Origin of the sequence: Aurantiacibacter gilvus (assembly GCF_038289935.1) — a bacterium.
GTDB classification, from domain to species: Bacteria; Pseudomonadota; Alphaproteobacteria; order Sphingomonadales; family Sphingomonadaceae; genus Alteraurantiacibacter; species Alteraurantiacibacter gilvus.
Genome location: NZ_JBBYHV010000001.1, coordinates 1337473 through 1354390, shown reverse-complemented (window position 1 = coordinate 1354390; position 16918 = coordinate 1337473). Strand labels below are relative to the sequence as shown.

Genomic DNA, 16918 nt, shown 5'->3' with positions numbered 1-16918 from the left:
CTAGGCGAGCGCCTCGGTCAGTTCGGCCAGTTGCGCCTCGCTTAGCTCGACCTGCGTGAACTCGAGCAGCTCGGTCAGCTGTTCGACGTTCCGCGCGCTCGCAATCGGTGCCGGAATGCCGGGCTGGCGCACCAGCCAGGCCAGCGCGATGGCGGGCATGGAGGCACCGGTGTCGGCAGCAATCTCGTCCATCACGGCGAGGACGGGCGGGCCGACTTCGGCATAGTCCTTGGTACGGTAGCCGCGTTGGCCTTGCTCGAAGTCTTCCGGCTTGCGGTACTTGCCCGTCAGGTAGCCTGCGGCGAGACCGAAGAAGGGCAGCATAGCGATGCCACGTTCGACGCAGATCGCCTGCAAGTCTGCCCCGTAGGCCTTGCGGGCGACGAGGTTGTACTCGTTCTGCAGTGCGCGGAACGGTTCGGCACCCGTGCTGTCGGCGTGGTCCAGTGCCGCCTCGAGGCGCTCGGCGTTGAAGTTCGACGCGCCCAGCGACTTGACGGTACCGTCCTTTGTCGTGGCGTCGAAGACTTCGACGATCTGCGCCACCTCCAGCTCCTCGAAGTCGCGGTGGGCGTAGTAGAGGTCGATATAGTCGGTTTGCAGGCGCTCCAGCGAGGCAGCGAGGTGATCCTTCACCGCTTGCGGCTGGTAGAGATCGGGATCGCCAGCAGAGCCGGGCACCAAGGGCTTGTTCTTGCTGAGCATGCCGGTCTTGGTGTGGACGCGCATGTCCCCCCGCACCCCGCGCGAGGCGAGCCATTCGCCGATGAAGCTTTCGCTCTCGCCGCCGACGTGCCCGGGAATCCAGGCCGAGTAGACGTCGGCAGTGTCGATCATGCGGCCGCCAGCCTCGTAGAAGGCATCGAGGACAGCAAAGCCATCCTCGCCCTTGGCGGTCCAGCCGAAGACGTTGCCGCCCAGGACCAGCGGGATGCCTGCGATTGCGGGATGGTCGCTCATCGGAACTTCTCCTGCAGTTCGAGCAGCCGCATGGCCGCCCGTGCCGCCTCGCCGCCCTTGTTCTTCTGCGCCGGGTCCGCGCGCACCAGCGCCTGTTCCTCGTTCTCGGTGGTGAGGATGCCGTTGCCGATGGGAATGCCATCCATGGTCAGGGCCATGATCGCGCGTGCGCTTTCGCCAGCGACAATCTCGAAATGATAGGTCTCGCCGCGGATCACGACGCCGATGGCGACGAAGCCATCGTACTGGGCGCTTTCGGCTGCCATGGCGATGGCGCCGGGCACTTCCAACGCGCCGGGGACGGTCAGGACGTCGACCTCGTGCCCCCCATCGCGCAAGGCATTGCGCGCGCCGTCGATCAGCATGTCGTTCAGATGGCCGTAGAAACGGGCCTCGACAATCAGGAAGCGGGCCATCGTCTATTTCTCCTCAAGAACAATCGGCCGCTCGCCTACGATGGACAGGCCATAGCCGTCCAGTCCGACGAGCGAATGGCTGGTATTGGTGAGCAACACCATGTCGCGCACGCCCAGTTCGGTGAGGATTTGCGCGCCGACACCGTAGTCGCGCTGCTCCTCTGGCGGCATGTCGTCATCGCGAGGGGGCTTCTTGTTCAGGCGGCGGACGGCGCTGCTGGCATAGTCGGGGCGGGGCTGATTTATCAGCACGACGACGCCCGAGCCTTCTTCCGCGATCATCCGCATGGACCCTTCGAGAAGGCTGCGCCGATCACCCTTGCGGGCGAAGATATCGTCGAACATCGATAGTGCATGCATGCGCACGAGGGTAGGGGCGTCGGGGTCGATGTGCCCCTTCACCAGGGCCATCGTTTCGCCGCGCGTGGCGGTGTTGTAGAAGCTGATGGCGCGCCAGTCGTCACCCCATTCGCTGCTGAAGCGTTCTTCCTCGCGCTTTTCGACGAGGTGGTCGTTCTGGCGGCGATAGGCGATCAGGTCGCGAATCGTGCCGATCTTGAGGCCATGCTTGCGGGCGAAGCCGATCAGGTCTTCCAGCCGCGCCATCGAGCCGTCTTCGTTCATGATCTCGCAGATCACGCCGCTGGGGTTGAGACCGGCAAGGCGCGAGATGTCGACCGCGGCTTCGGTATGGCCGGCGCGCACCAGTACGCCGCCTTCGCGAGCGACGAGCGGGAACACGTGGCCAGGCGTGACGATATCGTCGGGACCCTTGCTGGCGTCGATGGCGACCGAAACCGTGCGCGCGCGGTCTGCCGCACTGATGCCGGTGGTGACGCCGGTGCGGGCCTCGATGGCGACGGTGAAGGCAGTTTCGTGCCGCGTGCGGTTCTTGCGGCTCATCAGTTCGAGGCCAAGGGCATCGACGCGTGCGCGTGTGAGAGCAAGGCAGATGAGCCCGCGGCCGTAGGTGGCCATGAAGTTGACCGCATCGGGCGTGGCCATCTGGCCGGGAATGATCAGGTCGCCTTCGTTCTCGCGGTCTTCGTCGTCGACAAGGATGAACATGCGGCCATTGCGCGCCTCTTCGATGATCTCCTCGATCCCGACGAGCACCGGTGTCTGGTCGTTTTCTGTCAGGAAGCGATCGAGCTTGCCGAGCGTTTCGGTGGTGGGGTTCCAGCCGACTTCGGTACAGTCGCGCAGGGTGTTGGCGTGGAGACCGGCGGCGCGGGCGAGTCCGGCGCGGGTCATCTTTCCGTCAGCGATGATTTCGCGGACGCGAGCTATCGTTATGTCGTTCATGCAGCCCGCTTATCACATTATAATGTGATCGCAAGTGCGTGATATCACATTGGAGGCCAACATTGCCTCTTGCGCCGCGACTCGGCAGGCCGCAAAGAACGCCCATGAGCGATGCAGCACAAAGCCATGCGGAGCTGGTCGAGGCCTTCCGCGAATCGATGCGTCATGTCGCCGCCACGGTCTATGCCGTCACCACGAAGGATGCCGGCCAGCGCTATGGTATCCTTGCCACGGCGGTCAGTTCGTTGAGCTTCGAGCCGCCTTCGCTGCTGGTCTGCGTCAACCGGTCGGCCTCACTGCATGACCCGCTGGAGCGCGCCGAGCGGTTCTGCGTCAACGTGCTCGGGCTGGGCAACCGCGACGTGGCGGAACATTTCATGTTGCCGCGCGAGGACCGCTTCGACGTGGGCGACTGGACCGAGGAACTGGATGTGCCCGTTCTCGCCACCGCGCAATCGAGCCTGATCTGTCGTACGGCGCACCGGCACAGCTATGGCACGCACACGATTTTCATCGGTGAGTTGCTGGCGGCGCGCCACCGCGAGGATGCCACGCCGCTGACCTATTTCGATCGCGACTACATCGACATAAGCCAGGCTCCGCAGCGCCCGGCAGACAGCTAGTCGCTGGCAAATCCGCGCTCGCGCCATTCCAGAAGGTGCCCCGGCCAGGTCGGTCCCCGCCGCAGCGGCAGGTAACGCGACAGTTCCAGCGCCACGATGTCGGCTCGCGACTGGGTCGTGGGATAGATGAAGTTGGGCATTGACCCGTTGGCGCGCGACCCGGCGTCGGAATGCCAGAACTGCTCGACGATTGCCGGATCGTAACCGGCATTGGCGAGCAGGTGGATCGACAGTCGATCGGCCTCGATCTCGGCCTGGCGGTTGGCGAGCCGATGGCGGCCGAGGTTGGCGAGCAGGCTGCCGTTGTCGATCCCCGCTTCGGTCTTGCGGCGGCGGTGTTCCAGCACGGTGTGCGCCAGTTCGTGGGCAAAGGCGACGGCGAGCTGGTCGTCGGTGAGGCTTTGCGCGAAATCGTATTGCAGCTGGATGATCCGCCCGTCGGAAAGGGCATTGGGGCCGTCGCCTAGCAGGATTTCCACCAGCGAACGGCAGCCGCGCGGAGCGTCGAGTGAAACCGGAATGACTTGCCCGGCGCGCTGCACCGACAGCGTGACCGCGCGGGCCGGGGAAGCGCCTACCAGTACCGCGAAGGCGGCTTCACGCAAGTGGCCTTCCGGCTCCGGTTCGAGGTTCGCGGTGGCCACGCCATTGATCGCGACAATCGCATCGTCGCGCTGCAACCCGGCATTGGCAGCCACCGAACCGGGCAGCAGGGACGCGATGGCGAGGGGACCGTTGACGAAGCGGTCCTCCGCCACGCCTTCGCCGTACATGTCAGCACTATGCAGGATCAGGCCGGTGATCGGCATGGTCTGGTTACACAGCGCGGCATTGGCGATCATGATCCGCTCCGCCACGCGGGCGAGGCGCAGATCCTGCTCTTCGACTTCGGCCCAGCCTTGGGCGCGGGCGACGGGCGAGCAGAGCAGCGCCGCAAGGGCAAGCAATGCAGGCCAGAGGCGCGACCTAGGCGAGGGCATTGGCGTCAATCTCGGCCACGCTGCGCAGGCCCAGCATGGCCATGGTGCGGGCCACTTCGCTGCCCAGCAGGTCGATGGCACGGGCAACGCCCGGTTCGCCGGCTGCAGCAAGTCCGTAAAGCGTGGCACGGCCGACCATCACGGCATCGGCGCCCAGCGCGAGGGCCTTCACCACATCGCTGCCGCGCCGAACGCCGCTGTCGAGGAAGACGGTCATCTTCCCGCCAACCTCGGCGACAACGTCGGGCAGGGCGTCAATCGCCGCGACCGAGTGGTCGAGTGACCGCGCACCGTGGTTGGAGACCACGATCCCGTCCACGCCTGCTTCCAGCGCTATGCGGGCATCGTCCGGGTGCAGCATGCCCTTGAGGATGAAGTGGCCCTTCCAGATATCGCGCAGTCGCCTGATGCCGTCCCAGTCGAGGTCGTCCTGCTTGAACAGCGCCCCCGGCTTGGCTCCGCGCATGACCGAGTTCTTCATCGCCTTGGGCAGGTTGGCCTGCTTGGGGATGCCGCCGTTCACCATGTACCTGCCGATCACTCCCGCCAGCCAGCGCGGGTGCATCAAGACGTCGGTCACGTTCTTGTGATTGAATCCGAAGGGCATGCCGAAGCCGTTGTGCGCCAGGTATTCGCGGTTGGGCGGCACCGGCAGGTCGAGCGTCACGAACAGCGTATCGCAGCCCACGGCGTCTACCCGGCGCACCACGTCGTAGGACAGCTCGCGGTTTTCCCACATGTAGAGCTGGAACCAGCGCCGTCCGCCGATCTCGGCAAAGTCTTCCACGTCCATCGTGCTGGCACTGGAGATGGTGAAGGGGATACCGGCCTTGGCTGCGGCATTGGCGAGATCGTGATCCCCGCGATACCACATGATGCCAGCTGCGCCGGTCGGTGCAATGGCGAAGGGCAGTGCGCCTTCCTTGCCCAGGATCGTGGTGCGCGTGTCGATTTCGTCGACCTTGCGCAGGACGCGGGGCCTGAAGGTCAGGCGATCGAAGGCTGCACGGTTGCGATCCATGCCGGTCTCGTCCTCGACCCCGCGCTCGAGGTATTCCCACACGCCCCTGGGCAACCGGCGACGCGCCTTGGCCGCCAGGTCGGCAATGTTGAAACAGCCGAGCGTTTCGCCAGCCACTAGCCCTGTTCCCTCAACCCCGCCCGAGGAAGGGCAGCTTGTTCTGCACTACCAGCGCTTCGTAGAAGTTCAGGTAGTCGGGCAGGTTGCACATGTGCACGATGACTTCGGCGATCTCTTCGGGCGTCGCGGCGAAGTTCTCGGGCAGCTTCACCGAACCGGGCATGATCTCGGTGGCGACGATGCCGGGGTGGAAGATCGACACGGCAATGTTGTGATCGCGCCCGTCGACGGCCAGCGCATGGGTCAGCCCCTGCAGGCCGAACTTGCTGGCGGTGTAGCTGGGGCACTCGCTGCGCGGCACCTTGGCCGAGATCGAGCCAATGTTGACGATCCGCCCGTGCCCTGCCTTCAGGAACAGGGGCCAGGCATGCTTGGCACAGAGGAAGGCGCTGGTGAGGTTGGTGTCTATCACCTTGTGCCAGTGCTCGAGCGAGGTCTCGTGCACGGGCGTGTTCTCGGCGATACCGGCGTTGTTGATGAGCACGTCGACGCCGCCGAACCTGGTCACGGCCTCGGCGAAGAGGTTGGCGATGGCGTCTTCGTCAGTAACGTCCGTGGTCACGGCAAGCGCTTCGCCGCCCATGCCTTCGATCTTCTCGACCAGGCCCGACAGCCGCTCCGCACGGCGGGCAGCGAGCACCACTTTGGCGCCCTTGTTGACGAACTCGACTGCACAGGCCTCGCCAATGCCGGAGCTCGCTCCGGTGACAACGGCGACGCGGCCTTCAAGAATGGACATTGAATACTCCTCCAAAACCTTTGCCGGGGCGACTAACCCTGACGAACGTCAATCGCCATCATATTCTATGGCTGCCGAAGCCGCGCCGCTCATGATGAAGCCTACGGGCCGCTCCGCCTCCTCGGTCAGGTGGCCGATCAGGCTGCCGGTGCGGCACAGCAGGCCGATGCCCTTGAGGGCGGCAAGCGGCCAGCCAAGGTCGAGCATGATGGCAGGGATGGGGCCGTTGACGTTGACCGGCAATTCACGGCCGATGGTCTGCGGCAGGGCGGCCTGGATCGCGCGCATCATGGCGACGTGCTCGCCGCAAACGCCGCGCTCTTCGGCCATGGCCAGCAGCTTGAGCGCACGCGGATCGCCCTCGGTGTGCTGCCAATGGCCGAAGCCGGGCACCGCCTTGGTATGGGTGCGCCACTGTTCGATGCAGCGCACGGCAACTTCGTCGACCGGATCGCCGCTCTTGCGCTGTTCCTCGACGCAGCTGGCGTAGAACTTGCCCGCGATCTCGGCGCTGCCCAGCGCCACCGAACCGCAACCGAGAATGCCTGCCGCCACCGCGCCTTGCACCGCCTCGGGCGCGGCGGCCAGCGTCATGCGCGCAGCCGCCACGGAAGGCACCATGCCGTGCTCTGCCAGGGCCACCAGCACGGCATTGAGGAAGAAGCTCTGGTTCTCGTCCGGTTCCTTGCCGGTCACCAGCAGCCAGAAGTAGCTGGAGAAGTCGATCTTGCCGATCAGGTCCTCGCACAGGTCGTGCCCGCGCACGGTGATGCTGTCAGCATCCGATGTGCAAATGGCCGAATAGCCGGTGTCCTGCTTACTTGTGCGCAATCTGTCTCTCCCAGTCCCGAACCCGGTTGCGGTGTCTGCTCCCTGCCTATAGCCATGCGCCGCAGAGGCAAGGGAGAGACGAATGGCCAGACCGCTCGAAGGCGTGCGCGTGCTCGACATGGGCACCTTTATCACCGGACCTGCTGCCGGCATGTTGCTGGCGGACCTGGGGGCCGAGGTGATCAAGGTGGAGATGCCCGAAACGGGCGATCCCTTCCGCGCCTTCAAGGGCGATCTCTATTCGCCGCATTACCAGACCTACAACCGCAACAAGAAGAGCGTGGAGCTCAACACCAAGAAGAACCCGGAGGACCTCGCGGCCTTCGACGAGCTGGTTAAGGGCGCCGACGTCTTCATCCAGAACTTCCGCCCCGGCGTGGCCGAACGGCTGTTCGTCGATGCCGAGCGCCTGCAAGCCATCAACCCGCGCCTGATCTATGCCGACATTTCCGGTTTCGGGAACGACGGCCCGTGGAAGGATCGCCCGGCCTTCGACACGGTGTCGCAGGCCTGCAGCGGTTTCCTGCGGTTGCTGGTCAACCCGCACAAGCCGCGCGTGGTGGGTCCTGCCATCGGCGACGCCGTTACCGGGTTCTACACCGCTTACGGCATACTGGCAGCGCTCTACGAACGCGAAAAGACCGGCAAGGGCCGCCGCGTCGAGACCTCGATGTTCGAGGCCATGGCGCACTTCAACCTCGACGATTTCACCCATTACCTCAGCGTCGACGAGGTCATGGGACCGTGGAGTCGCCCGCACGTTTCGCAGAGCTACGTCTTCGAATGCGCGGACGGCGGCTGGGTGGCCCTGCACATGTCCAGCCCGCCCAAGTTCTGGGAAAACCTCGCCACGGCTGTCGGCCAGCCCGACATGCTCGAACGGCCCGAGTTCGAGAGCCGTCCGGCGCGAATCGAGAATTACGAGAAGGTCATCGAATTCCTCGCCCCGCTGTTTGCCGCGCAGCCGCGCTCCTACTGGGAGCAGCGGTTGGCCGAATGTGAAGTACCGCATTCTCCCGTGCTCAGTTCCAAGGAGGTGCTCGATGGCGACCTGGCCAAGCACCACCGCCTTGAAATCAGCGGGGAAGGGCAGCGCGGCACCTTCCGCACCATCCGCAACCCGATCCGTTTCGATGGCGAGATCGAGGACGAAGTGACGCCCCCGCCCGAGCTGGGGCAGCACAACAAGGAGATCCTTGGGCGCTAGCGGCGTTGCGAAGACGGCCTTCTTTGATAATGTCCGGCAAAACACGTCGAAGAATCGACGAAATGGGAGAAGGACAATGGCCAATTCGCTGCCGAGCAGGCTGCATCACACTGCCTACGTGTCAAAAGATCTGGAGAAGACCCGCGCCTTCTATGAGGACGTTCTCGGCTTCCCGCTGGTTGCCACCTGGTGCGAGCAGGAAGAACTGTTCGGCAAGGAACGGACCTATTGCCACTGCTTCTTTGGCCTTGCCGATGGCAGCGCGCTGGCCTTCTTCCAGTTTGCCAATGACGACGACCAGGCTGAATTCGGGCCGGAGCTGGCCTCCAGCCCCTTCCGCCACATCGCCCTCAACGTTGACGCCGAAACCCAGGCCGAGCTGGAACGGCGTATTGCCGATGCCGGTATCGAGCCTCCCGGAACTTACGTTCTCGAACATGGCTATTGCCGCAGCGTCTATGTCGTCGATCCCGACGGCATGATCTGCGAATTCTGCTGCGATGCGCCGCATGCGGAGCAGATCAACGCCATCCGCGCCAAGGATGCCCATTCGGAGCTCAAGCGCTGGTTGGCAGGCGATCACACGCCCAACAATGACGTGCGTCCTTCCGAACTCGAAAAGGCCAGCTGATGCTGCTGCCAAGTTCGCTGGTCGGGTCCTATTCGCAGCCCGACTGGCTGATTGATCGCGCCAAGCTGGCGGGACGCTTCCCGCCGCGCACCCGCGCCATGGAGCTGTGGAAGGTCGAGCCTGAGCTGCTGGAACAGGCGTGGGACGATGCCACGATCGTCGCCATTCGCGAGCAGGAGAAGGCGGGCCTCGACATCATCACCGATGGCGAGATGCGCCGTGAATCCTACTCCAACCGCTTCGCTACGGCGCTGAACGGCATCGACATGGAGAACCACGGCACCGCGCTCGATCGTTCGGGCGAGCCGGTGCCGGTGCCGCGCGTGGCCGGCGAAATCAGCCGCAAGCACCCGGTGCAGGTGCGCGACGTCGAATTCATGCGGCGCTTCACCGACAAGCCGATCAAGATCACCGTGCCCGGCCCCTTCACCATGAGCCAGCAGGCGCAGGACGATCACTACGGCGACCTTGAGGCGCTGGCGCTGGCCTATGCCGCAGCGGTGAACGAAGAGATCAAGGATCTGCATGCGGCCGGTGCCGACGTTGTGCAACTCGACGAACCCTACATGCAGGCGCGGCCCGATGCGGCGCGTCAGTACGGCCTCAAGGCGCTTTCCCGCGCGCTCGAAGGCGTTGAGGGCATGACCGCGCTGCACATCTGCTTCGGCTACGCGGCACTAATCCATGAACGGCCCGAAGGCTATTCCTTCCTCCCGGAACTGGCGGGATCGGCGGTACAGCAGATCAGCATTGAGACCGCGCAGCAGGATCTCGACTGCACCGTGCTGGAAAGCCTGCCGGACAAGACCATCATCCTCGGCGTGCTCGATCTTTCGACGCACGAAGTGGAAACGCCCGAGACCGTGGCTGCGCGCATCCGCAAGGCCTTGCCGCATGTCGATGCCAGCCGTGTCATCGTCGCGCCCGACTGCGGCCTCAAGTACCTGCCGCGCGATGTCGCCTTCGGGAAGATGAAGGCCATGGCCGACGGTGCGCGGATCGTGCGTGAAGAGTTGTCGTGAGCTTCAGGACCACCCACACCGGCAGCCTGCCGCGCCCCGACTACCTGCTCGACCTCGTCTTCGCCCGCGAGGGCGGTGAGGATGTCTCGCAGGATGCGTTCGACGCGGCCGTTGAACGCGCCACCGCCGAGATCGTCTCGCGCCAGAAGCAGGCGGGCATCGTCGTGGTGGGCGATGGCGAGATGTCGAAGCCGAGCTATGCCACCTACATCAAGCACCGCCTTTCGGGCTTTGGCGGCGAGGCAGGGCAGTACGAATTCCAGGACCTCGAGGACTTCCCCGGTGCCAAGGCACAGGTGTTCGGCAACAAGGGTAGGGCCAAGCGCTCGGCTCCGGCCTGCACCGGACCTATCGAAGTCATCGACATGGACGCCCCGCGCCTCGATGCCGAACGCCTGACGCGGCTGGCAGATGGGCACGAAACATTCATGTCCGCGGCATCGCCGGGCGTGACCGCGCTGTTCTTCCCCAACCAGTACTATGCCAGCGACGAGGAGTATGTCTTCGCGCTCGCCGAGGGACTGCGGCACGAATACGAGACTATCGCCAAGGCCGGGATCACCCTGCAGGTTGACTGCCCGGACCTCGCCATGGGCCGCCACGTGCAGTTCACGCACCTGTCGCTGGAGGACTTCCGCAAGCGCATCGGCATGAATATCGCCGCGCTCAACCACGCCTTGCAGAACATCCCTGCCGAGCAGTGCCGCATGCACCTGTGCTGGGGCAATTACCCCGGCCCGCACCACTGCGACGTCGACCTTGCGGAGATCGCCGACATCGTCTGGAGCGCCAAGCCGCAGACTGTCCTTCTGGAAGGTGCCAACCCGCGCCACGCGCATGAGTTCGCCTATTTCGAGGAGCACCAGCTGCCAGAAGGCAAGGTGCTGTGCCCCGGCATGGTAGAGCCGCAATCACCCTACATCGAACACCCCGACCTGATCGCCCAGCGCATCGGCCGCTATGCCGAGCTGCTGGGGCGCGAACGGGTGATGGCCGGCGTCGACTGCGGCTTCTCGGTCCACGCCGGCAGCAACTCTGTCGATGCCGAGGTGGTCTGGGCGAAACTGGCAGCCCTCGCGGAAGGCGCAGCTATCGCCTCGAAGCGTTATTTCTAAGCTTGAAAAATGGTGGACGCACTAGGGCTCGAACCTAGGACCCGCTGATTAAGAGTCAGCTGCTCTACCAACTGAGCTATGCGTCCATTCCGGCGATTTACCGCTGGATCACGATGCGCGCTGCGAATCGCGAGAGGCGTCCATATAGCGGCTGTTTCGCGCGTGAAAAGGGGTAGTGTTAGAAAGCTGACCTCGCGGACTGCCGGTTCCACCTCTCGACCATCATCAAAGCTCCCACGCAGATCATGTTGGTCATCATCGAAGAGCCGCCGTGGCTCATGAAGGGAAGGGGGATGCCGACCACTGGCGCCAGCCCCATTACCATCATCAGGTTTACTGCCACATAGAAGAAAATCGTCGCTGTCATGCCCGCGGCCAGCAGGCGCGCGAAGCGGGTTTGCGCGTCGCGGGCGACCAGCAGGCCCCAGCGTAGCACGATGCCGAAAACCAGCAGCACGAACAGCCCGCCGACCAGTCCCCATTCCTCTGCCATGGTGGCGAAGACGAAGTCGGTGTGCGGTTCGGGCAGGTAGTCGAGCTGGCTTTGCGAACCCTCGCCGAACCCCTTGCCGACAATCCCGCCCGAGCCAATGGCGATCTTCGACTGGGTGATGTGGTAGCCGGTGCCGAGCGGGTCACTCTCGGGGTCGAGGAAGGTCATCACACGCTGCTGCTGGTAGGGCTTCAGGACGAAGAAAAAGGCGATCGGTACCGCAATGACTGCCGCCACACCGCCGCTGATGAACCACTTCTGCGGAATGCCCGCGAGGAACATCACCACGATCCCGCCGAAACCGATGGCCAGCGCCGTGCCAAGGTCGGGCTGCAACAGCACCAGGCCCATGGGGAGGGCGGTGATCCCCAGTGGCACCAAAAGCGCGCGCCATGAGGCTATCATGGCGGCGGGCAGGGAATGGTAGAAGGCCGCGACGATCAGGACGATGCCGGGCTTCATCAACTCCGAAGGTTGCAGGCGCATGAAGCCCAGTTCCAGCCAGCGCTGGCTGCCGCCGCCAAGCTGGCCGTAGACTTCCACCGCGAGCAGCAACAGGACCACAACGGCATAGACCGGGATGGCCGCCATCCTCGCCCAGTCCTCGGGGAAGTAGGACATGATCAGGGCCATCACCAGGAACACGCCGAATCGCACAAGGTGCGACGTGGCATAGGGTGACATGGAGCCGCCAGCCGCCGAGTGCAGCACGGCAGCCCCGAAGGCCACCAACAGGGCAAGCGGGATCACCACGCGCCACGGGAACTCGGCTATCGGCCGGGGGAGGCTGATCTCGCCCCTCACGTGGACGTATCCTCGGCGCGCGGATTGGCTTCTTCGCGCGGCGTGAACGCTTCGGTCACAGCCTGCTGGGGTTCGTTTACGGCTGCGCGCGCTTCGGCATCCACCTGTTCGGCCAGCGTCACCGGCGGCGGGGCAGGGGGCAGGTCCACGCCGGCGGCTGCGGCATAGGCCGCATACTGCGCGTCAAGCCGCTGCTGCGCGGTGCCGCCCCACTGCGCTTCAAGCGCGTGCAGTGCGTCGAGGCCGCGCTGCGGATCGAACAGGAAGGTCATGACGTCGCGCGCCACCGGATAGGCTGCGCCCGACCCGCCGCCGTGTTCGATAACAACAGCGCCGGCGTAGCGCGGATTGTCGTACGGAGCGAAGAAGATGAAGAGGCCATGGTCGCGGTAACGCCACGGGCCGGAGCGACCGTCCGAAAAGTTCAGGCCAACAACCTGTGCCGTACCCGTCTTTCCGGCCATCAGGACATCGTCGAGCGGCAGACGCGCCCGACCTGCCGTGCCGGGGCCATTGACCACGTCGCTCATCGCCTGGCGGATGTAGGCCTTGTACTCTTGGCTAACTCCCATCGATTCGAATTGCGGAGCAGTGTCGTTCAGCAACAGGCGCGGCAAGACCACTTCGGACGTGGCAAGGCGCGAAGCCATCACCGCCAGCTGCAGCGGGCTCGCCAGCATATAGCCCTGGCCAATGGTGGCATTGACCGTGTCGTAGGCCTGCCATTCGCGTCCGTAGCGTTCCATCTTCCACGCCGGATCGGGTACCGTGCCGTAGAACTGGCTGACCACTGGCAGGTCGAACTGCTGTTGCATGCCATAGCGTTTGCAGGTGTCGGCGATCGGCTGCATGCCGACGCGTTGGGCCATGGCGTAGAAATAGACGTCGCAGCTCTGGTAAATGCCCTTGGCAAGGTTGACCGGGCCGTGGCCGCTACGGTTCCAGCATCCGAAGCGGCGGTTGCCAACCTGCAGGCCACCATTGCAGATCACGGTCTCTTCCGGATCGACGCCTGCACCCATCAGCGCCATGCCCACGGTGGGCTTCACGGTCGAACCCGGCGGATAGAGGCCCTGCAGCACCTTGTTGCGCAGCGGAACGCGCTCGTTCTCGCTGAGCATGGAATACTCGACGCGGCCGATCCCGTCGGAGAAGCTGTTGGGATCGAAGCTGGGCATGGAGGCCATGCAAAGCAGGTCGCCCGTGCGACAATCCATCACTACGACCGAGCCGCTCTCCAAGCCGATACGGCGGGCGGCGTAGTCCTGCAGCGGGCCGTCGATAGTCAACTGGACAGGATTTCCCTGGACGTCCTCGCGCGTCTCCAGGTCGCGCACGATGCGGCCCGAGGCGGTGACTTCGACACGGCGAGCGCCGGGCTCACCGCGAAGTTCCTGTTCGAACTGCTTCTCGATCCCGTCCTTGCCCAGCTTGAAACCGGGCGTCAGCAGCAACGGCTGAGGGTCTTGCTCGTATTCCTCGCGGCTGGGAGCACCGACGTAGCCGATCAAGTGCCCGACCGAGGGACCGGTGGGGTAGTAGCGCGAGAAGCCGCGTTGCGGGATCACCCCCGGCAATTCGGGGATGCGGACGCTGACGGCCGCGAACTTCTCGTAATCGAGGCCGCTGGCCACGGGCACGGCGGCAAAGCCGGCGGATGTCTCCAGCCGGTCACGCAGGTCAGCTTTTTCCGGTTCGGTGAAGTCGAGCAAGTCGCCCAGCAGTGCGACCGTCTCGTCGGGATCATGCAGGCGCTCGGGTATGATGTCCACGCGGAAGTCGGCGCGATTGGAGGCGATGGGGGAACCGTTGCGGTCAAGGATCCAGCCACGGCGCGGCGGGATCAGGGTGAGGTTCACCCTGTTGCTCTCCGCCTCCATCTCGTACTTCTCGTTCTCGGCAACGGCGATGTAACCCATGCGCGCAGCCAGCAGCAGTCCGATACCGCCCTGTATGGAACCGACGACAAAGCTGCGCTTGGAGAAGGTCTGCTTCAGCGCGTTCGAGGTAAGTTTGCGTTCCATGCGCTACCCGATCCGCCTGATGCGGGTGAGGCGAAGCCGGTCCAGCATGGCAATGAGGCGGGTAATTACGGGGTAAAGAACCATCGTGAGGAGTATCTGTGGAAGCAAGAGGTAAAGCTGGCCAAGGCTGATCTCCGCACCCGAGACCAGCGCTGCAACGACCAGGTAGATAAACAGCAGCATGCAGGCCGTCAGCCAGTCCTGCCAGAAATTGCGCCAGGGTACGCGCGCGTCGAGAAGTTCGAGCGCTATCATGGTCAAGCTGAACAGGAGTATACCACTGCCGAGCGGCTGGCCGGAATAGAGATCGTCAATCAGACCCAGCGGCAGGCCCGCCCACATGGGCAAGAGGCCTGGTCGCGACAGGCGCCAGCCAAGCAGCAGCATGTAACCGAAGGGGGGCAGGATCGGCGCAAGGGCGATGATCGGCAGCAGCGGCGTCAGCGAGCCCAGGATGATCGTAACCCACGGCATGCCGTAGGCCAGCACGGGTGAGTGGTGACGGTTGATCTTGCTGCCATAGGCGTCGCGGCGGGCTGTATCGCTCAGACGCTCCATCAGCCCGCCGGTTCGCTGTTTTCGAGCGGCTCGTCCATGGCTTCCAGGATCTCGCCCTGCCAGATCGGTTGCACGACGACGACGTCGGTTGCTGCCGGATTGCTCAACAGCTGACCGATCGCTCCATCGTTAGTGATTTCGCTGACCATGGCCACGGCCACGCCCGGATGGAACAGGCCGCCCGCGCCGGAGGTGACAAAGATATCACCCGGTTCCAGCGGGTTGATGCCAAGGTTGATCAGGCGGATGCGCAGCGATCCGTCGGCGCGGCCCTCAGCGAAAGCTACCACGTTGTCGGTGGCGCGCCGGACCGGCACAACGCTGTCGGTGTCGGTCAACAGCAGCACGCGCGAGGTATCGCTGCCGGTTTCGAGCACGCGTCCGACCAAGCCCATGGGGGATGTTACCGGCATACCCCGCTCCACGCCGTCGTCACTGCCGGCGGATAGATAGGCAAAACGCCGTGCGCTCGCAGCGCTGGAGCCGATCAGGCGGGCGACAGCCACGGGTTCGGTGTCTGCTTGGGTCAACCCGAGGATTGCCTGGAGCCGTTCGTTCTCCTGCGCCAGCGCTTCGGCTTCGACCAGCCGCACCCGCGCTATCTCGATCTCGCGCTCGAGCTCGGCGTTCTTGGTGCCTGCATCGTAATATCCGGCGATCGATTCGAAGAAACTGCGCGTGTTGACGCGTCCAGCGGCGCCGACCTCACCCACAGGCGCGGCGGCATCGCTGGCCATCGAGCGCAGTCCATTGAAGGTGTCAGGACGCCAAAGCGAAAGTGCCAGCAAAAGGGCACCGAGCGTCGCACCCAATCCGGCAGCAAGATAACCGGCAAACAGCCCGAGCTGTGCCTTCTTGTTCGATCCGGATCGCTGCTTTGCCGAAGGCGGTGCCATAACCGCCAGCTCCTCCTGGGTACTTCCGTTGAAATTAGGCGGTCATCAACACGCCGCGGTAGATCGGGATTTCCATGGCCTTGCCGGTGCCGATGGCAACGCAGGTCAGCGGGTCTTCCGCGATCGAGACGGGCAGGCCGGTTTCTTCCTTGATGTGATCGTCGAGACCGCGGATCAGCGCGCCGCCACCCGTCAGCACGATGCCCTGGTCGACGATGTCGGCGGCCAGTTCGGGTGCGGTGTTCTCCAGCGCGATGCGCACGCCTTCGACGATGGCGCCGATCGGTTCGGACAGGGCCTCGGCGATGTGCGCCTGGTTGATGGTGATTTCCTTCGGCACGCCGTTCACCAGGTCGCGGCCCTTGATGATGATGCTTTCGCCCACGCCGTCTTCCGGCACGGTGGCGACGCCGTAGTCCTTCTTGATCCGCTCTGCCGTAGCATCGCCGATCAGCAGGTTGTGGTGGCGACGCACATAGGAAACGATGGCTTCATCCATCTTGTCACCGCCGGTACGCACCGAAGTGGTGTAGGCGAGGCCGCGCAGCGAAAGTACGGCGACCTCGGTAGTGCCGCCGCCGATATCGACCACCATCGAGCCGACCGGCTCGGTCACTGGCATGTCGGCGCCGATGGCCGCAGCCATGGGTTCGAGGATCAGGAAGACTTCGGATGCGCCGGCATTGCTGGCAGCGTCGCGGATGGCGCGGCGCTCGACCGAGGTCGAACCCGAGGGGACGCAAATCACGATTTCCGGATAGCGCAGCAGGGTCCGCTTGCCGTGCACCTTGCGGATGAAGTGCTTGATCATTTCTTCAGCGATCTCGATGTCGGCGATGACGCCGTCGCGCAGCGGGCGGATCGCTTCGATATTGTCGGGCGTCTTGCCCATCATCATCTTCGCGTCTTCTCCAACCGCCTTCACGCGTTTGACGCCGTTGATCGTCTCGATGGCGACCACTGACGGCTCATTCAGCACGATCCCGCGATCCTGCACGTAGACGAGGGTGTTGGCCGTTCCGAGGTCGATGGCCATGTTTTGCGAACCGAATTTGAAGAAATTGGAGAAGAAGGAACCCATCGATAAATCCGTATCTTATGAAGGCTTGCTCGCGGAGGGACTCCGCGCAGCAGCCGCAGGTTTTGCGTGAAGTTGCGCTCTGTAACGCGTCG

17 protein-coding genes and 1 tRNA gene are annotated in these 16918 nt (G+C 64.3%); 5 read left to right on the top strand and 13 right to left on the bottom strand.

The window, feature by feature from the left end:
• The 3 genes from AAEO60_RS06645 to ribB are packed head-to-tail and all read right to left on the bottom strand — an operon-like array spanning window position 1 to window position 2681.
• The gene (locus AAEO60_RS06645) at window positions 1–960 is read right to left on the bottom strand and encodes an aldo/keto reductase (protein ID WP_341672866.1); all 960 of its coding nucleotides are present in this window, start codon (window positions 958–960) and stop codon (window positions 1–3) included.
• On the bottom strand, window positions 957–1376 hold the full coding sequence (ribH, locus tag AAEO60_RS06640; RefSeq protein ID WP_341672865.1) for a 6,7-dimethyl-8-ribityllumazine synthase: 420 nt from the start codon (window positions 1374–1376) through the stop codon (window positions 957–959). The genes AAEO60_RS06645 and ribH overlap by 4 nt, the downstream gene beginning before the upstream one ends.
• A 3-nt stretch (window positions 1377–1379) precedes the next feature.
• Complete coding sequence (gene ribB / locus AAEO60_RS06635; RefSeq protein WP_341672864.1) at window positions 1380–2681, bottom strand: 3,4-dihydroxy-2-butanone-4-phosphate synthase; 1302 nt, start codon at window positions 2679–2681, stop codon at window positions 1380–1382.
• Between the two features lie 104 nt (window positions 2682–2785).
• Here ribB and AAEO60_RS06630 point away from each other — a divergent pair, with 104 nt between their 5' ends.
• A complete protein-coding gene (locus AAEO60_RS06630; protein WP_341672863.1) occupies window positions 2786–3304 on the top strand; it encodes a flavin reductase family protein in 519 nt (172 codons plus the stop codon).
• Here AAEO60_RS06630 and AAEO60_RS06625 read toward each other — a convergent pair.
• From AAEO60_RS06625 to AAEO60_RS06610, 4 genes are read right to left on the bottom strand one after another with little or no spacing between them, the layout of a single operon-like run.
• On the bottom strand, window positions 3301–4251 hold the full coding sequence (locus tag AAEO60_RS06625) for a PDZ domain-containing protein (RefSeq protein WP_341672862.1): 951 nt from the start codon (window positions 4249–4251) through the stop codon (window positions 3301–3303). The genes AAEO60_RS06630 and AAEO60_RS06625 overlap by 4 nt on opposite strands.
• A 19-nt stretch (window positions 4252–4270) precedes the next feature.
• The gene (locus AAEO60_RS06620) at window positions 4271–5422 is read right to left on the bottom strand and encodes an alpha-hydroxy acid oxidase (protein WP_341672861.1); all 1152 of its coding nucleotides are present in this window, start codon (window positions 5420–5422) and stop codon (window positions 4271–4273) included.
• A gap of 13 nt (window positions 5423–5435) precedes the next feature.
• Window positions 5436–6164, bottom strand: a complete 729-nt coding sequence (locus AAEO60_RS06615) for an SDR family NAD(P)-dependent oxidoreductase (RefSeq protein WP_341672860.1) — start codon at window positions 6162–6164, stop codon at window positions 5436–5438.
• 48 nt (window positions 6165–6212) lie between these two features.
• Entirely contained in the window at window positions 6213–6995 is a 783-nt protein-coding gene (locus AAEO60_RS06610) for a citryl-CoA lyase (RefSeq protein WP_341672859.1), read from the bottom strand.
• 82 nt (window positions 6996–7077) lie between these two features.
• Between AAEO60_RS06610 and AAEO60_RS06605 the strand changes: the two genes are divergently transcribed.
• The 4 genes from AAEO60_RS06605 to AAEO60_RS06590 all read left to right on the top strand — a co-directional run bounded on the left by AAEO60_RS06605 (window position 7078) and on the right by AAEO60_RS06590 (window position 10970).
• Window positions 7078–8202 carry a CaiB/BaiF CoA transferase family protein gene (locus AAEO60_RS06605; protein ID WP_341672858.1) on the top strand — a complete coding sequence of 375 codons (1125 nt, stop codon included), beginning with the start codon at window positions 7078–7080 and terminating at the stop codon, window positions 8200–8202.
• Window positions 8203–8278: 76 nt separating this feature from the next.
• A complete protein-coding gene (locus AAEO60_RS06600) occupies window positions 8279–8833 on the top strand; it encodes a VOC family protein (RefSeq protein ID WP_341672857.1) in 555 nt (184 codons plus the stop codon).
• The gene (locus AAEO60_RS06595) at window positions 8833–9855 is read left to right on the top strand and encodes a 5-methyltetrahydropteroyltriglutamate--homocysteine methyltransferase (protein ID WP_341672856.1); all 1023 of its coding nucleotides are present in this window, start codon (window positions 8833–8835) and stop codon (window positions 9853–9855) included. Before AAEO60_RS06600 ends, AAEO60_RS06595 begins: the two co-directional genes overlap by 1 nt.
• Entirely contained in the window at window positions 9852–10970 is a 1119-nt protein-coding gene (locus tag AAEO60_RS06590) for a cobalamin-independent methionine synthase II family protein (protein ID WP_341672855.1), read from the top strand. Before AAEO60_RS06595 ends, AAEO60_RS06590 begins: the two co-directional genes overlap by 4 nt.
• A 10-nt stretch (window positions 10971–10980) precedes the next feature.
• Here the strand turns inward: AAEO60_RS06590 and AAEO60_RS06585 are convergent.
• From AAEO60_RS06585 to AAEO60_RS06560, 6 genes are all read right to left on the bottom strand, one after another.
• Window positions 10981–11056: transfer RNA gene (locus tag AAEO60_RS06585), tRNA-Lys, on the bottom strand.
• 92 nt (window positions 11057–11148) lie between these two features.
• On the bottom strand, window positions 11149–12267 hold the full coding sequence (rodA, locus tag AAEO60_RS06580) for a rod shape-determining protein RodA (protein ID WP_341672854.1): 1119 nt from the start codon (window positions 12265–12267) through the stop codon (window positions 11149–11151).
• The gene (gene mrdA, locus AAEO60_RS06575) at window positions 12264–14291 is read right to left on the bottom strand and encodes a penicillin-binding protein 2 (protein ID WP_341672853.1); all 2028 of its coding nucleotides are present in this window, start codon (window positions 14289–14291) and stop codon (window positions 12264–12266) included. The genes rodA and mrdA overlap by 4 nt, the downstream gene beginning before the upstream one ends.
• A 3-nt stretch (window positions 14292–14294) precedes the next feature.
• On the bottom strand, window positions 14295–14849 hold the full coding sequence (mreD, locus tag AAEO60_RS06570) for a rod shape-determining protein MreD (RefSeq protein WP_341672852.1): 555 nt from the start codon (window positions 14847–14849) through the stop codon (window positions 14295–14297).
• Entirely contained in the window at window positions 14849–15745 is an 897-nt protein-coding gene (mreC, locus tag AAEO60_RS06565) for a rod shape-determining protein MreC (RefSeq protein ID WP_341672851.1), read from the bottom strand. Before mreC ends, mreD begins: the two co-directional genes overlap by 1 nt.
• A 34-nt stretch (window positions 15746–15779) precedes the next feature.
• The gene (locus AAEO60_RS06560; RefSeq protein WP_341672850.1) at window positions 15780–16826 is read right to left on the bottom strand and encodes a rod shape-determining protein; all 1047 of its coding nucleotides are present in this window, start codon (window positions 16824–16826) and stop codon (window positions 15780–15782) included.
• Between the last annotated feature and the right edge of the window lie 92 nt (window positions 16827–16918).

What these genes read in the sequence shown, in the direction of transcription:
- AAEO60_RS06645 (WP_341672866.1), bottom strand. Translation starts at nt 960, where the DNA reads ATGAGCGACCATCCCGCAATCGCAGGCATCCCGCTGGTCCTGGGCGGC.
- ribH (WP_341672865.1), bottom strand. Translation starts at nt 1,376, where the DNA reads ATGGCCCGCTTCCTGATTGTCGAGGCCCGTTTCTACGGCCATCTGAAC.
- ribB (WP_341672864.1), bottom strand. Translation starts at nt 2,681, where the DNA reads ATGAACGACATAACGATAGCTCGCGTCCGCGAAATCATCGCTGACGGA.
- AAEO60_RS06630 (WP_341672863.1), top strand. Translation starts at nt 2,786, where the DNA reads ATGAGCGATGCAGCACAAAGCCATGCGGAGCTGGTCGAGGCCTTCCGC.
- AAEO60_RS06615 (WP_341672860.1), bottom strand. Translation starts at nt 6,164, where the DNA reads ATGTCCATTCTTGAAGGCCGCGTCGCCGTTGTCACCGGAGCGAGCTCC.
- AAEO60_RS06605 (WP_341672858.1), top strand. Translation starts at nt 7,078, where the DNA reads ATGGCCAGACCGCTCGAAGGCGTGCGCGTGCTCGACATGGGCACCTTT.
- AAEO60_RS06600 (WP_341672857.1), top strand. Translation starts at nt 8,279, where the DNA reads ATGGCCAATTCGCTGCCGAGCAGGCTGCATCACACTGCCTACGTGTCA.
- AAEO60_RS06595 (WP_341672856.1), top strand. Translation starts at nt 8,833, where the DNA reads ATGCTGCTGCCAAGTTCGCTGGTCGGGTCCTATTCGCAGCCCGACTGG.
- mrdA (WP_341672853.1), bottom strand. Translation starts at nt 14,291, where the DNA reads ATGGAACGCAAACTTACCTCGAACGCGCTGAAGCAGACCTTCTCCAAG.
- mreD (WP_341672852.1), bottom strand. Translation starts at nt 14,849, where the DNA reads ATGGAGCGTCTGAGCGATACAGCCCGCCGCGACGCCTATGGCAGCAAG.
- mreC (WP_341672851.1), bottom strand. Translation starts at nt 15,745, where the DNA reads ATGGCACCGCCTTCGGCAAAGCAGCGATCCGGATCGAACAAGAAGGCA.
- AAEO60_RS06560 (WP_341672850.1), bottom strand. Translation starts at nt 16,826, where the DNA reads ATGGGTTCCTTCTTCTCCAATTTCTTCAAATTCGGTTCGCAAAACATG.